A 12,984-nucleotide genomic window follows, 5' to 3' on the forward strand; every position below is an offset into this window, starting at 1 on the left:
AGTAGATCAAAAGGAAACTGTAAGTAACAAGATTTATAAAACCAAAAGGTGAAAAAATGATTCAACTACGACACTCAACAATTGCGGCTACGGCCATTCTGCTTGGTTTCTATACGGCGACGGCTGTCGCCGCAGACTATAATTTGGAAATTGGTGTGCTCGAATCACCAACAGGTGCGAACACACTGGGATGGAAAGCATTCGAGCAGTACGTTGAAAGTAACAGTGATGGTCGTATCGAAATTGATATCCTTCCGTCTGGCCAACTGGGTAATACAGAGGGGTTACTTGAAGGTCTTCAGCTAGGCATTCATAAAATGGCCCAAGGTGATGAGTCCATCACCGGTGCCTACAAACCAATGATGGCCTGGTTTGCTCCTTACCTTTTCCAAAATGAACTTTCAATGAAGAAGTTCTTTGAAAGTGACACCTATGCTGATTTAAATGAGCAAATGGCAGAAGATATGGGTGTTAGGTCTTTAGCAGCGACCCCATACGGTTTTTACAACTTCATTAATAGTTCTCACCCCATTGAAACGTTGGAAGACCTTGAAGGGCTCAAGCTGAGAACGTTGCCTAATAGCCAAATAACGATTAAAACGTGGGATGCCTTAGGTGCTTCAGCTACTCCTGTCCCTTGGGCGGAAATTTATACCTCCATCAATACAGGGGTTATTGACGGGTTAGGCCACACGCCTGGGATTATGATTGATCAACGCTATGATGAAGTGGCCCAGTATGTGACGCTTGATAATAGTATGGGTGTCGCTAATTTATACTTGATCAATGAAGATTTTTACCAGTCGCTACCCGACGACTTGCAAAATGTATTGACGCAAGGTGCTGAGATCGGTGCAAATGTGGAATTCGGCTTGGCGACTTATCGCAATAGAGTCGAATCTCTAAATGCACTCAAAGAAAACGGTGTTGAAGTTTATACACTGCCAGATGCAGAGCGCGAGCGCTTTCGTGAGCAGGCTCAAGAAGCGGTTATTCCGTGGCTCAAAGAGGAGTCTGGAGAAGAAAACGTTGATGCAGTCTTGGCAGAAATCGAAAGAATCGAAGCCGAGTAACATTTAAATTTTTGGGCTGGCTACATTATATTTGTAGCCAGCTTCATTTTTATTTGATCGAAAAAGTTAAAAAATAACACCATGAGTAGCAAGGTGTTGTTGTTAATGGGGTGGGGTCAAGATGATGGTTGATAATTATAACGTTTTTAACGTAGAGAGCTAGTTTGATATGAAAAATATAGTGCTATATGTTGATAATGCAATAAAGGGAGCAGTCGCTGTTTCCATATTCCTAATTATGGCTATTATATGTTTTCAGGTTTTTTTTAGGTTTGTATTGAATAATGCGCAGCCTTGGCCTGAGGAGGCCTCACGTTTTCTAATGATCTGGTCTCTCTTTATAGGAGGGGCATATGCATTTCTTGAAAAAGATCATGCTAGTATTACTTTTCTATCAAAAAGATTTCCTCCAAAGCTTTCTGCTTTCATTGAAATACTAAATAACGTTCTTATTATTTTATTTTTGGCGGCTATTATCTATGGCGGCCTCCAGCAAATGATACGTTTAGGAGGGCATACGACAGGGGCTTTGGGTATTTCACGCGCAATACCTTATGCGGCTATACCTGTCAGCGGCATGATATATGTCTTATTTGCTATCCGCCTGATTTTAAAAATTCTTAGTGGGAGGTCGTCGTAATGGCTTTAACGGTATTGGCAATATCATTTGTTGTATTGGTTATTCTTGGAATGCCAGTTGCTTTTGCTATCGGCGTATCATCATTAGCTGCATTTATAGTTTTAGGGGATCCTTTTGTCGTAATTTCCCATTATATGTTTTCTGGTGTTAATTCTTTCTTGCTTGTAGCTATCCCGATGTTTGTACTAGCAGGTGACATCATGCTGCACTCGGGTATGACAAGAACATTGACTAACTTTGCAGATTTATTTGTGGGCCGTTTACGAGGCGGGCTTGGCCATACTAATATCGGCGGCAGTGTGTTTTTCTCAGGCATAACAGGGTCGGCCACGGCTGACACAACCGCTATTGGTTCTATCATGATCCCTGCCATGGCAGACAAAGGGTATGGTAGGGCCTACTCTACAGCAATTACGGTTGCGTCCTCCGTGATAGGACCTATTATCCCTCCCAGCCTGACGTTTGTTATCTATGCACTGGCGGTGGGCAACGTTTCTATTGGTGGGCTTTTTATTGCTGGAATTGTACCGGGAATTATTACGTGCATTGGTTTGATGGTTATGAATCATATTATTAGTTCAAGGAGAAATTACCCTAAAAGAGACTTCAGTTATACCAGGTCTGACATTTTATCAATAACGAGAAAGAGCATCGTTGTTCTTGTTATGCCTGTCATTATTGCGTTTGGCGTAATTTCAGGTATTTATACTGCAACCGAAGCTGCGGCTGTTGCTGCTGGATATGCATTGGTAGTGGCATTGGCGACACGTTGCATTACCATAAAGGCACTTCCAAAAATATTTTTTGGCGCAGCGCGAACTAGCTCGATCATGTTTTTCTTGTTAGCTACGAGTAGCCTATTATCTTACATTCTATCAACTCAAGGCGTGCCACTTAAAATATCCTCTTTGATGCAGTCAGTGACCGAAAACCCCCTTGTTTTCTTGTTGGTGATGAATATAACACTGCTGTTAATTGGCTTAGTTCTGGATTTGTTTCCAGCCATCTTAATCTTCGGGCCTATTTTTGCTCCTATTGCTCAGCAATATGGCATAGACCCTTTGCATTTTGGTGTTATCTTCTGCGTGAATTTAGTTTTAGGCTTGAATACTCCTCCAGTAGGCTCCGGGCTTTTTGTTGGTGCCTCCATAGGAAAAGTGAGCGTCGAGGAGCTTATTCGTGAAATTACGCCGTTTATCATCATGCAGCTAGTCGTTTTGATGGTAATTACTTACCTACCTTTTCTGACAACCTTGCTGCCATCAATGGTAGGTTTTTAATATTTAATGAAGGCTGTTTTCAATAGCGAGATCTTTAATTAGAAAGTTGGTGGTGTCACTGAGCTAACGACGATGCACTCTTCTTCAAAGACGTTTTCCATCTTGTGAGGAAGAGTGCTATCAAAATAGTAGGCATCGCCGCTCTCAAGTACGCGGCTTTTATCGCCTACTGTAATCAAAATACGTCCCGAAACGACAACGCCGCCTTCTTCTGCATAGTGCTGATAGGTATCATCACCAGTAGATGCACCCGGAGCGTATCGTTCATGGAGAATCATCATTTTCGCATTTTTGAGATTGGCACCGACTTGTCTGTAAGATAGTTCTTTACCATCGGCAAGCTCTACTAATTCACTAGCTTTATAGAATGCAACTCGTTCAACTGAGACCTTTTCTGCAAAAAAATCACTTAGCGTTACATCTAGATTGTCAAGTATACGCTTCAGTGAGCTAATGGACGGATTGCCTGTGTCCTTCTCTATTGATGAAATAAATGGATGGCTTAGTCCACTGCGCTCAGCAAGTGCACGCAGCGACATCCGCTTACTTAGCCTTAATTGCCTTAGTCGGTAACCTAGCGTGGTGTTATTATCGTCCATATAAAAACCCTTTTACGCACATCATAAACAGTTAATATTTTCCTTCCTTAGGAAAAGAGATTCATTAGTTCACTTTATCCTTTCTGCTTGCTATTAACACTTCAGAACCGAGTGACGCGGTGCAGTAACGTTGCTTATACTCTCGGACATGAGTACCGACATTGACGCGTTTCCTACAGGATTTTTGGTTCAATACGCTCTTCTCAGCTTGCCGTGTCAAAATCGGGTCATTATAGCATTGGTAACCGCGATTCTGGACCATTGACTTGAGCCCTATGTGCTTGCGAGGCAATCTTTTTTTGTTGCTGGTGGGATGCCGTTGCATCAAGCCTCTTCACATTTCATAACCCAATCCATCGTTGACACCTCTCGGCCACTGTGGGGACATTAAATGGTTTAACGTTGGCCGATAGGCAGATGATGTTCGTTTTGCCTGCGGTGTATGAATATCGATTCGTGGCGGGATGATTGCTGATCGCCCAATGAATTGGGCTCTTACAAACCCCTTTTCATCTATTCATCTGGGGTCTTCCCCCAGAAGTGCTTTGATGCGTTCGCCATCACTGATGGCCGCTTTCCATAATTCATTCCAGCTTTCCGGTGGGTTACCGTTCTTGAGCATCTTGCGGAAGATAGCGTAAGCGTCCTGTTTGCTGTCATAGGCGCGCTTGGTGGATTCGTCGTTGACCCAGGCGTAGATAAGGATCTTGCTCGCAAGGTCGTATCGAAAGAACAGCCGGTACTGCTGGTAGAACTTTGCCCGGCACCAATGGGTGTGCTCAGACCCGAGGGCGTTTCCTTGACGATACTGAGGGCCAGCCGGATCCTGTGGAATGTCGTTCTTGGCCAGCTTCACAATCGCCGCCAGACGCTTGGTGGCTGGTTTGCTGCGATATCCGAGTGGATCCTTTTCTTGGAGTTGCTTCACCTTGCTGGTGAGCGCATCGACCTGCTCCAGGAATAGCGGATGTGCGTAGATCGTCCATCCGTTTATCTCCAGAGGACTCATGTGTCGTCGTCGTCCTCTGGCAGTTCCTCATCGAGATCTACCTCAATGCCTGCCGTCAGGCGTTCGGCCTCGGCAAAGGTACTGGCAGTGACAGGACGAATGTTTTCCGGGTGCTCGTGCAGATCCCGCTCTAGGAAGGCCAGGAAGCTGGCCATTACGGGGTCTTGGCTGGGCTCATCGCGGGCGCGAGTGAGCACCACTTCTCCATTGGGGCGAATCATGTAGTGAATCCGATCGCGGCGTTTCAGCTTCAACGCGCGACGTACCGATGCCGGAATGGTCGTCTGGTAGCGATCCGTTAGGGTGGAGTCATCCTCAATGGCCGTGGTCATGATTGGCCTCCGCTCAATGGCAATGCAAAAGTAATGCAGTTAAAATAATGCAACCGCATTGCCTCGTCAATGGTAGGGAAAGCGATCAACGTTGACGTATCGCTGAGCACTACCCGTAACCTGGAAGCGGCTAACCCTCAGCTTCAGCAGGATATTCGTGCTGAAGAGCAAAGCCTCGAAGATGATATCGATAAACTGCCTGTCTTCCCCGTCGCTGTCCTGGGCGTTGCTTATACGTTTTAAGTGGCTTGATCTATCCTGATCGCTCAATGAATTGGGCTCCTTGACTCCACCTGCACTTGGTTTTGTGGTGCCTCCCAGCCCCTTATAATGGTTTACTGATTCTGGATGCCAACGCAGGTGGTAATATCACCACCATAAGCGGGGTGTCTAATGACCAGGAAACGACTTGAGGCCATCCAGCGCTTGCCCGACCTTTTCAAGGCGTGCCAAGCAGGACTAGAAGGTCGTTCGCGGGTCGTGTATCGAGACCCATCACTACCTCATGAATTCTAGCCGCTCGGTCATCCAGCACGGGCTCAGCCAGTGCCTGAAATTTCTCGAGCAACTCCGCATCCGACAGTGGCTGATCCGGATTACCCCGCGCTTCAAAATTAGCACTTTCGATGACTTCACCGTTGTTTAGGTGCAATCGGGCACATGCCCAGCGCTCGGCAGGAAAGCGGGCGTTGAAGTTGTCATCCTCATGAATCTCTACTTGGCTGGCAAGCGCCTTGAGGTCGGGGGCGTCGAGCTCGTCGCAGACACCCGCAACATCCACGGTACCCCGCCCCAGTGCGCAAGCGACAGACCAGGGCAGGCTGTATTGAGCTTGCTCGGTGGTGGTCGGGTGCATCCCGTGCAGGCGCTTGCCCTCGTGAAAGGTGATAATTTCGATACGCGTGATGGCGGCAGGATCGCGTTTCGCTGCAGGAAGTGACAACACTGCTTCTACGGCGGGCTGGGCCCAACGGCAGACCGGGTAGGCTTTGAAGTACTGCTCGTGGAGATACCAGCGCTCGCCCAGGTCTTGCCAGATTACGGTGACGTCCGGCGCGGTCACGGTAAGCGCCGGGGCACCGGTGAAGCCGTCTTCGGCCAGCAGCGCTGCTGAGATCCCGGTCATTGCCCCCCAGCCAGAGCCGTCCTTGAGCATCGTGGGGTGGTCGATACAGCGCATCATCTGGCTGCGCGGGCCATAGAACTCTGCGATACCCAGGGCATGATGCATGGTCTCGACATCAACCCCGCGCAGGCGAGCGGCGACGGCAGCGACACCCAGGGCGTTCCAGGCGCCGGAGGTGTGGTAGTCCGGACTGGTGGCGTGTAGGGCGATCCCCGCGCGGGTGGCAATCTCGTAGCCGTAAGCGAGCAAGGCGAGGAATTCGTGTCCGGAAAGTCTGTTTACCTCGGGCAGCGCCAGTAGTCCGGGTAACAAGGCGACTCCAGCGTGTCCTTTGGTGAGTACTTGGCCGTCGTGGGCGTCGAGCGCGTCGATGAGCCAGGCCCCGTGTAGGGCGACGCCGGTTGGTGAGGCTTGGCCGTTGGCAAATAATAGCGGGCGGTCGCCGCCGTGCTGGGTGGTCACGAAGCGCCCGGCTTTTTCGGCGAGGGACGTGCGGGTGGCCCCAGCGGCCACCCCCAGCAGGTCAAGCAGGCATCGCTTGGCCTGATGAAGGTGAGCGTCGTCCAGAGTAGATAGATCGACCCCATGTATCCAGGAAAGGGAAGGATGGTCGTGCATGTTAGTGTCCTTTGGTGCTGGTGTTTGACCCAGAATCGTTTGATAGATGAAAAAGTCCCTGCCCTATCAATGTGCCAATACACATAGTATCAAGCTTACTTAACATAATGTGTTCGAAGATAAGAACCCTGAAAACTCGCTATCATTTATAAAAGTTTTAAGTAAATCCATTGGCATGGACGTCGCACTCGTGAACAAGTGTTTTATTAACGCGCTTAAAGACTTCAGACACTTTTTATAAGTTTCTATATAAAGAGCTTAACACGCCCTTCAGAGATATCTCCGGTTACGATATTCGGATGTGTCATGCCATTTATTTGCGATGGTAATAGGCATTGGATAGGAAATGCATGGGTTTCACCGTATGCTCGTCGAAGATTATTCAGTGTTTTCGTGTTTCTTGCGGGAGGCAACATTTTGAGCATTTGCAGGACGAATTACCGGCTCGCCGCCGCCCAGATTCAATGCTCGTTGGCTGATGTCGCGCACAATCTCGAGACACATCGTCGTGTCATTGAGGAAGCCCGTCAGCGGGAGATCGATGTATTGGTTTTCCCGGAGCTTTCCCTGACGGGGTATGACCTGGGCACCCGTGTCCCCGAGGTTGCCATGCATCGCGATGATCCGTGTCTTGTCCAACTGGCGGAGTCCGTCGGCAACATGCTGACAGTAGTGGGGTTCGTCGAGCGCTGCGGTCGCGGTGAATATGCCAATTCCATGGCCTGCCTGTGTTCTGGGCAGGTCGTTGCCGTGCATCGCAAGGTCAACCTTTGTACCTACGGGGGACACGAGGAAGGCAAGCATTTCGGCAAGGGACAGTCGCTTACCGTCGCCGATGCCGACGGTCTCGCCTGCGGTGTGATGATCTGTGCCGATCTCTGGAATCCCGGCTTGGCCCATGCGGCCATGATGGAGCGCCCCGACGTGATGCTGGCTCCGGTCAACGCGGCGACAGGGATGGTCGATGGCGATTTCGATGACGAAGGCAATTGGCTGATCTGCCTGAAGTTCTACGCCATGATGTACGCCACGCCGATGGTCATGGCGCACCGTTACGGAGCGGAGGGCGACGCCTGGTTCTGGGGTGGTAGTTGCATCGTCGGCGTCGATGGCAAGGTGCTGGTGCGGGCCGAAGATGGCGAGACGCTCGTCAGCGCCGACATCGACACCGACGAGATTGCCGCTGCCCGTTTCGCGATGCCGACCCACCGCGACGCTGACACGCCATTGGTGGCCTCGTTGCTGGCGCGGCGGGTCGAACGGGAGCGTCGTGGCTGAGGGCGTGGCTTACACCCAGCGTCGGCGGCGTCGGGTCTTCCAGCGTCGGTCGATAAAGCGTTCGGCCTCATCAAAGGCCTGCAGACGTGCTTCCAGGTAGAACCACTCGGCATCGCAGCTCAGTTCCGCCCAGGTCTCGGTGTGAACGTGCCAGCCGTTGCGCCTGAAGTCCTGACGCCAGCTCTTGCTCATGGTCGCAGTGGCTGGCACATCGGGATGGATAGCGTACCGCTCGTCCGCCGAGGCGATGTTGGTCAGGCCGTGGTCATAGGCGATCTCACCGAAGTCGTCGATGATGGCGTGTCGGGTCCAGCCGTCGGTCAGCGAGTGGGTGACGTCTCGGGACTGTTCGCCTGCGCGTACGACTTGATGCCGCATGGGCCCGGAAAACACTGCCGGTTCGAACTTCACGGGCGGTGTGTCGTGCGAGGCACGTTGGGGCAGCGTGAGGCGCGAGTCGGCTTCATGCAGGGTCAGCGTCACCGGATAAGGGCTCGGCCAGACCAGCGGCCAGTAGGCGGTGGTCACCGAGACGCGCAGCCGATGCCCGGCGATGAAGCGGTAGCAGGTCTGGTTCAGTGACACGGTCACGTCGAGCGACGTATCGCACGGCACCTCGGAGGGTGTGACGTGACTGTCACGGTGGCAGAGATTGAGCACGCCGTAGGAGACGCGTTGCGAGACGCCCTCGGGCGAGACGTCGCACAAGCGTACGATCAGATTGGCGCGCGGCTGGTCGACGCTGACCCGCAGCGATAGCGTGGGGCGCCCCAGAATCACCGAGTCGGACGCCAGCGGATCGGTGTCGTAGGTCAGCGAGTGGGCGTCGTCGCCGCGCTGGTCGCCGGCGATCTCGGGGCCGCTGCTGTGGGGGATATATTCACCACATTGTAGGCCGTTGTCTGCTGGCGCACGCAGTTTGACTACGCCGGGGCGGACGGTGCTGTCTTCCGGGGCCTGCAGCTCACCGTTGCCCAGCGCCAGGGCGCGGGAGGCGATGTGCGGGCTCGGCCATTGGGTCTCGGCGAGCCATTCGCCGGGCACTTCGAGCCGTTGCGGATCGGCCTCGGAAAAGGACGGACAGAACACGCGATATAGTGGTTCTTCCATGATGCCTGTGTCACGGTCTTTCAGCCAGTGATCCCACCAGCGCAGCGCTTCTTGGAGGAAGCCGATGGTTGGCCTCGGCATCGCCAGGTGCGGATAGGCATGCGGCCAAGGGCCGACGATGCCGCGCCGGGGGCAGGGCGCATGCTCGAGAATTTCGGCGACGAAGTTGACGTAGGCGTCGGCCCAGCCGGTAACGGCCAAGGTCGGCGTCGTCAGGCGCGAATAATCCTCGCACACCGAGCCATGGCGCCAGTAGGTATCGCGTGTCTGGTGCTCGAACCAGTTCTCCGCAACGAAGGGTTGATGGGCGAGCCGGTGCTGCCAGAGCTCGCGCCAGTCGTCGCGTAAGGCGGGGTCTGGCGGCCGCGACATGAACGAAAGCGACGAGGCCGCCCAGCCGAAGTTCTCGTTGAGCAAACAGCCGCCCTTGTAGTGCACGTCGTCGTGATAGCGGTCGACGGTGGCGCCGACGGCGATGATTGCGCCGAGCGCTGGCGGCTGGCGCGAGGCCACCTGCAATGAGTTGAAGCCGCCCCAGGAAATGCCCAGCATGCCGACGCGGCCACTGCACCAGGGTTGCTCGGCGAGCCAGGCGATTGCGGCGACGATGTCGTCCTGCTCGCTCGCCAGGTATTCGTCCTCGAGCACGCCGTCCGAGTCACCGCTGCCACGCAAGTCGATACGCAGTGCTGCATAGCCGTGGCCAGCGAAGTATGGGTGCATGCGTTCGTCGTCGGCACTGGTGGCGTCCCGTTTGCGGTAGGGGATGCACTCGATGATTGCAGGCACGGGATGGGTCTCGGCGTCGGCCGGCCGCCACATCCGTGCCGCGAGTCGGCTGCCATCGGGCAGCGGAATGAACAGTGCCGGTTCCTCGACGATCGGGTGCGGGAAGTCACGCACTTCCCAGGAATCGGGTTGGCTTCCACTTGGAAACATGGGGCGTCCTGTCACTTGGGGCGATGCCAGCATCGCCCCCGGAAAAGAAGATGGGATCGGAGTGGGGAGTTAGAGCAGGTCGTTTTCGGTCAGGAAGTCTTTCGCGACCCTTTCAATGTTCTGATCATCGACATCTACTCGGCGATTGATGTCAATTAGCGTCGGATCGTTCAACGCGGCGGACATATCGTTGAGCAGGGGACTCAGTTCGGGGTGGGCGTCGAGCGTTTCTTCGCGAACCACCGGTGCCAACTGGTAGACCGGGAAGAACTGCTGGTCGTCGTCGAGCACCTCGAAGTCGAAGGCACCGTTGCGGCCATCGGTAGCGAATACCAGCGCCACGTCGACTTCGCCTTCACGCAGCGCATTGTAAGTAAGCCCCGAATCCATGCGCTTGACGCGCGAGCGGGGAAACTCGAACCCATAGGCCTCTTGAAGCGGCCGCAGGCCGTCTTCGCGGGCATAGAATTCGGCATTAGAGGCGAGCGTCAGGTCGGCACCATCGTTCATCGCCGCGGCTAGATCAGAGAGGGTATGGATGTCGAGTTTTTCGGCGTCGGCCTCGCGCATGGCGAGTGCGTAGGTGTTGTTTGTGTCCGAAGGATTCAGCCAGACTAAGCCTTTCTCGCCGTCCAGACGCTTGGCAGTGGCGTAGGTCTCGGCGGCATTATCGGGTTGTGGCTGGTCATTGAACAGGATCACTGAGTTGCCGGTGTATTCCCAATAGAGGTCGACTTGGCCGTTTTCCTGCGCTTGGCGCAATACCGAGGTGCCCAGCCCCTCGCGCTTGTCGACGTCGTAGCCTTTGGCTTGCAGCAACTGGAAGGTGGCTGAGGTGAGAATCAAATGCTCAGTATAGTTGAGGCCGCCGACCACGATGGGGCCATCTTGTGCGTGTGCCGTCGTGGTGGTGGCGGAAAGGCCCAGTCCCAGAGTGGTCAGGAGTGTCATGATGAGATGTTTCATAGCAGCGACATACCTCTATTTTTATGAAATACAACTTTCGTGGTAATTCAAAATAGCACGCTTAGCTCTGTCGATTGATGAAGATACGTTATACCACCAATATCGAATTCTAAACGGTAACTGGAGTCTAGGCTCCCGAGGACTGTCCTCCGAAAACCGGTTTGGTGCCGCCATGGGAAACCTATCGCCCAATAAATTGAGCTCTTACGAAACCCTCTTCCTGCGGCTTCTGTGACTGGATCATTGCTGATCGTTCAACAAGTTGGGCTCTTTGTGACTGAAATAATTAGCTACCCTTCTCTTTGGCCAGGAGGGTAACCCGGTTCGCGTCTGACGGACGTTGACCTTGTTTCGTAGATGAGGTCGGAATAGATGATGAAGGAGAAGCGGGTCGATTTTATTGATAAAAAATCCCCCAGCACTTTGAACTGCCGGGGGATTTTGTGAGCACTGGATAATATCTCAATCTACTTTTAGAGGCCGTGTGAGGCTAAGCGTCTTCCGGTCTTGGGCGGTTTTGTCGTAAGTGGTAGCGAATGGCCAGTGCGATGGAGATGACCGCGAGTCCCAGGAGTACTGCAGAGATAGGCCGGGTAAAGAAAAGCGTCCAGTCTTCGTTGGTCATCAATGCACGGCGCAGGTTGGTCTCGGCGATTGGACCCAGGATCACCCCAAGAACCAGGGGGGCCAGCGGGTAGTCAAGCTTGGTCATGATGTAGCCAACGAGGCCAATCCCCAGCAGCAGGTAGATATCAGTGACTCGGTTATTTAGGGTAAACGCGCCCACCAGGCAGCAGGTCAGCACTACCGGAACGATGACTGATTTTGGAATGTTGGTGACCTTGAGGAACAGACGCATGCTTAGTAGGCAGACAACCAGCATCATGGCGCCGGCGACGAACATGGCCATGAACATGCCATAAACCGTATCGGCGTTATCCATGATAAGGCGGGGGCCGACCCCGATGCCGTGAACCATCAACGCTGCCATCAGCACGGCATCGACGGCACTACCTGGAATCCCCAGCGCGATCATGGGAATCAAGCCGCCACCGGATGTGGCTGAGTTCCCAGACTCTGAGGCAATGACACCTTCGCTACAGCCCTTGCCGAAGTCTTCAGGATGACGAGAGCCTCGCTTGGCCTGGTCATATGCGAGGAGGTTGGCGATGCTGCCACCCGCCCCCGGTACGGCACCGATGAATACCCCGACCATGGACGAGCGTAGCAGGTTGATGGGATTCTTCAGGACTTCACGCAAGGCCGAAAAAGGGCGGAATTCGATACGCCCGGTGATCAGTTGGCGTCCCTTTTGTACCTGGTCGGGGTTTTCCACTTCCTTCAGCAGTTGACTAACGGCGTAAATGCCGATCAGCACTACCAGGAAGGGAATACCCGCCGAGAGCAACCGCAAATCAAAGGTAAATCGGGTGACGCCCATGAGCGGGTCGGCGCCGACGGTGGCAATCAGCAGGCCCAGTAGACCGGCGAACAGGCCGCGTACCATTGAGCGTCCTACCAGGCTTGCCACGATGGTCAGAGCAAATACAACGAGTGAGAAGTATTCCCATGCGCCCAGCTTCACTGCAATGAGTGCCAGGGGCGGTGCAGCGGCAATGAGAACCAAGGTACTGATCAGGGTACCGAAAAACGAGGCCCAAATGCCCAAGGCCAAGGCTCTCCCCGGCTCACCGTTGCGTGCCATGGGAAAGGCATCAAAAGTAGTGGCCACGGCGGAGGGGGTACCGGGGATGCCCAGCAACGCCGCACTGATCATGCCACCCGTGTAGCCACCTATGTACACGGCCAGCATGGTCGACACGCCTTGCAGAGGCGGCATGGTGAACGTCAGCGGCAGGGTCAGGACAATCGCCATGGTGATGGTGAAGCCTGGAATCGCGGCAGCGATGACGCCCACCGTTACCCCCACCAGCATGGTGAGCATGGTCGTAAAGGTAAAGAGCTGATCAGCCCCTAAAAGGATGGCTTCTAGCATGAGAGGTTCCTTGTAACG

Annotated in this window: 12 protein-coding genes; 5 read left to right on the plus strand and 7 right to left on the minus strand. The window is 53.6% G+C overall.

Annotated elements, in window-relative coordinates; all coding sequences use genetic code 11:
• Positions 1-56: 56 nt before the first annotated feature.
• From BLR97_RS08605 to BLR97_RS08615, 3 genes are all read left to right on the plus strand, one after another.
• A complete protein-coding gene (locus BLR97_RS08605; RefSeq protein WP_089704974.1) occupies positions 57-1,073 on the plus strand; it encodes a TRAP transporter substrate-binding protein in 1,017 nt (338 codons plus the stop codon).
• Positions 1,074-1,242: 169 nt separating this feature from the next.
• The gene (locus BLR97_RS08610; RefSeq protein WP_089704978.1) at positions 1,243-1,713 is read left to right on the plus strand and encodes a TRAP transporter small permease; all 471 of its coding nucleotides are present in this window, start codon (positions 1,243-1,245) and stop codon (positions 1,711-1,713) included.
• On the plus strand, positions 1,713-2,993 hold the full coding sequence (locus tag BLR97_RS08615) for a TRAP transporter large permease (RefSeq protein ID WP_089704980.1): 1,281 nt from the start codon (positions 1,713-1,715) through the stop codon (positions 2,991-2,993). Before BLR97_RS08610 ends, BLR97_RS08615 begins: the two co-directional genes overlap by 1 nt.
• 38 nt (positions 2,994-3,031) lie before the next feature.
• On the opposite strand, the gene BLR97_RS08620 is transcribed toward BLR97_RS08615, so the two are convergent.
• The 3 genes from BLR97_RS08620 to BLR97_RS08630 form a co-directional block, all read right to left on the minus strand.
• Complete coding sequence (locus tag BLR97_RS08620; RefSeq protein ID WP_089704984.1) at positions 3,032-3,592, minus strand: cupin domain-containing protein; 561 nt, start codon at positions 3,590-3,592, stop codon at positions 3,032-3,034.
• A gap of 517 nt (positions 3,593-4,109) precedes the next feature.
• On the minus strand, positions 4,110-4,601 hold the full coding sequence (locus BLR97_RS08625) for a type II toxin-antitoxin system YhaV family toxin (RefSeq protein ID WP_089704988.1): 492 nt from the start codon (positions 4,599-4,601) through the stop codon (positions 4,110-4,112).
• Positions 4,598-4,933 (minus strand): type II toxin-antitoxin system PrlF family antitoxin, encoded by a 336-nt coding sequence (locus BLR97_RS08630; protein ID WP_089704991.1) that lies wholly within the window; start codon positions 4,931-4,933, stop codon positions 4,598-4,600. The genes BLR97_RS08625 and BLR97_RS08630 overlap by 4 nt, the downstream gene beginning before the upstream one ends.
• A gap of 69 nt (positions 4,934-5,002) precedes the next feature.
• Here BLR97_RS08630 and BLR97_RS19720 point away from each other — a divergent pair, with 69 nt between their 5' ends.
• A complete protein-coding gene (locus BLR97_RS19720) occupies positions 5,003-5,176 on the plus strand; it encodes a hypothetical protein (protein WP_170833001.1) in 174 nt (57 codons plus the stop codon).
• 196 nt (positions 5,177-5,372) lie between these two features.
• On the opposite strand, the gene BLR97_RS08635 is transcribed toward BLR97_RS19720, so the two are convergent.
• Complete coding sequence (locus tag BLR97_RS08635) at positions 5,373-6,677, minus strand: MmgE/PrpD family protein (protein ID WP_089704992.1); 1,305 nt, start codon at positions 6,675-6,677, stop codon at positions 5,373-5,375.
• A 417-nt stretch (positions 6,678-7,094) separates the two neighbouring features.
• Between BLR97_RS08635 and BLR97_RS08640 the strand changes: the two genes are divergently transcribed.
• Entirely contained in the window at positions 7,095-7,955 is an 861-nt protein-coding gene (locus tag BLR97_RS08640) for a nitrilase-related carbon-nitrogen hydrolase (protein WP_089704995.1), read from the plus strand.
• Positions 7,956-7,964: 9 nt separating this feature from the next.
• Here the strand turns inward: BLR97_RS08640 and BLR97_RS08645 are convergent, their stop codons facing one another.
• From BLR97_RS08645 to BLR97_RS08655, 3 genes are all read right to left on the minus strand, one after another.
• Positions 7,965-10,004, minus strand: coding sequence for a CocE/NonD family hydrolase (locus BLR97_RS08645; protein ID WP_089704998.1), 2,040 nt, complete (start codon positions 10,002-10,004; stop codon positions 7,965-7,967).
• Between the two features lie 69 nt (positions 10,005-10,073).
• Entirely contained in the window at positions 10,074-10,970 is an 897-nt protein-coding gene (locus tag BLR97_RS08650) for a glycine betaine ABC transporter substrate-binding protein (RefSeq protein WP_089705000.1), read from the minus strand.
• 490 nt (positions 10,971-11,460) lie between these two features.
• Entirely contained in the window at positions 11,461-12,966 is a 1,506-nt protein-coding gene (locus BLR97_RS08655; protein ID WP_089705004.1) for a tripartite tricarboxylate transporter permease, read from the minus strand.
• Between the last annotated feature and the right edge of the window lie 18 nt (positions 12,967-12,984).

The sequence above is a fragment of the Vreelandella arcis genome, from assembly GCF_900103865.1.
Lineage (GTDB): Bacteria > Pseudomonadota > Gammaproteobacteria > Pseudomonadales > Halomonadaceae > Vreelandella > Vreelandella arcis.

Excerpts from the sequence above, each read along its gene's own strand:
- BLR97_RS08625 (WP_089704988.1), bottom strand. The coding sequence starts at position 4,601 with ATGAGTCCTCTGGAGATAAACGGATGGACGATCTACGCACATCCGCTA.
- BLR97_RS08615 (WP_089704980.1), top strand. The coding sequence starts at position 1,713 with ATGGCTTTAACGGTATTGGCAATATCATTTGTTGTATTGGTTATTCTT.
- BLR97_RS19720 (WP_170833001.1), top strand. The coding sequence starts at position 5,003 with ATGGTAGGGAAAGCGATCAACGTTGACGTATCGCTGAGCACTACCCGT.
- BLR97_RS08645 (WP_089704998.1), bottom strand. The coding sequence starts at position 10,004 with ATGTTTCCAAGTGGAAGCCAACCCGATTCCTGGGAAGTGCGTGACTTC.
- BLR97_RS08605 (WP_089704974.1), top strand. The coding sequence starts at position 57 with ATGATTCAACTACGACACTCAACAATTGCGGCTACGGCCATTCTGCTT.
- BLR97_RS08610 (WP_089704978.1), top strand. The coding sequence starts at position 1,243 with ATGAAAAATATAGTGCTATATGTTGATAATGCAATAAAGGGAGCAGTC.
- BLR97_RS08620 (WP_089704984.1), bottom strand. The coding sequence starts at position 3,592 with ATGGACGATAATAACACCACGCTAGGTTACCGACTAAGGCAATTAAGG.
- BLR97_RS08635 (WP_089704992.1), bottom strand. The coding sequence starts at position 6,677 with ATGCACGACCATCCTTCCCTTTCCTGGATACATGGGGTCGATCTATCT.
- BLR97_RS08650 (WP_089705000.1), bottom strand. The coding sequence starts at position 10,970 with ATGAAACATCTCATCATGACACTCCTGACCACTCTGGGACTGGGCCTT.
- BLR97_RS08630 (WP_089704991.1), bottom strand. The coding sequence starts at position 4,933 with ATGACCACGGCCATTGAGGATGACTCCACCCTAACGGATCGCTACCAG.
- BLR97_RS08655 (WP_089705004.1), bottom strand. The coding sequence starts at position 12,966 with ATGCTAGAAGCCATCCTTTTAGGGGCTGATCAGCTCTTTACCTTTACG.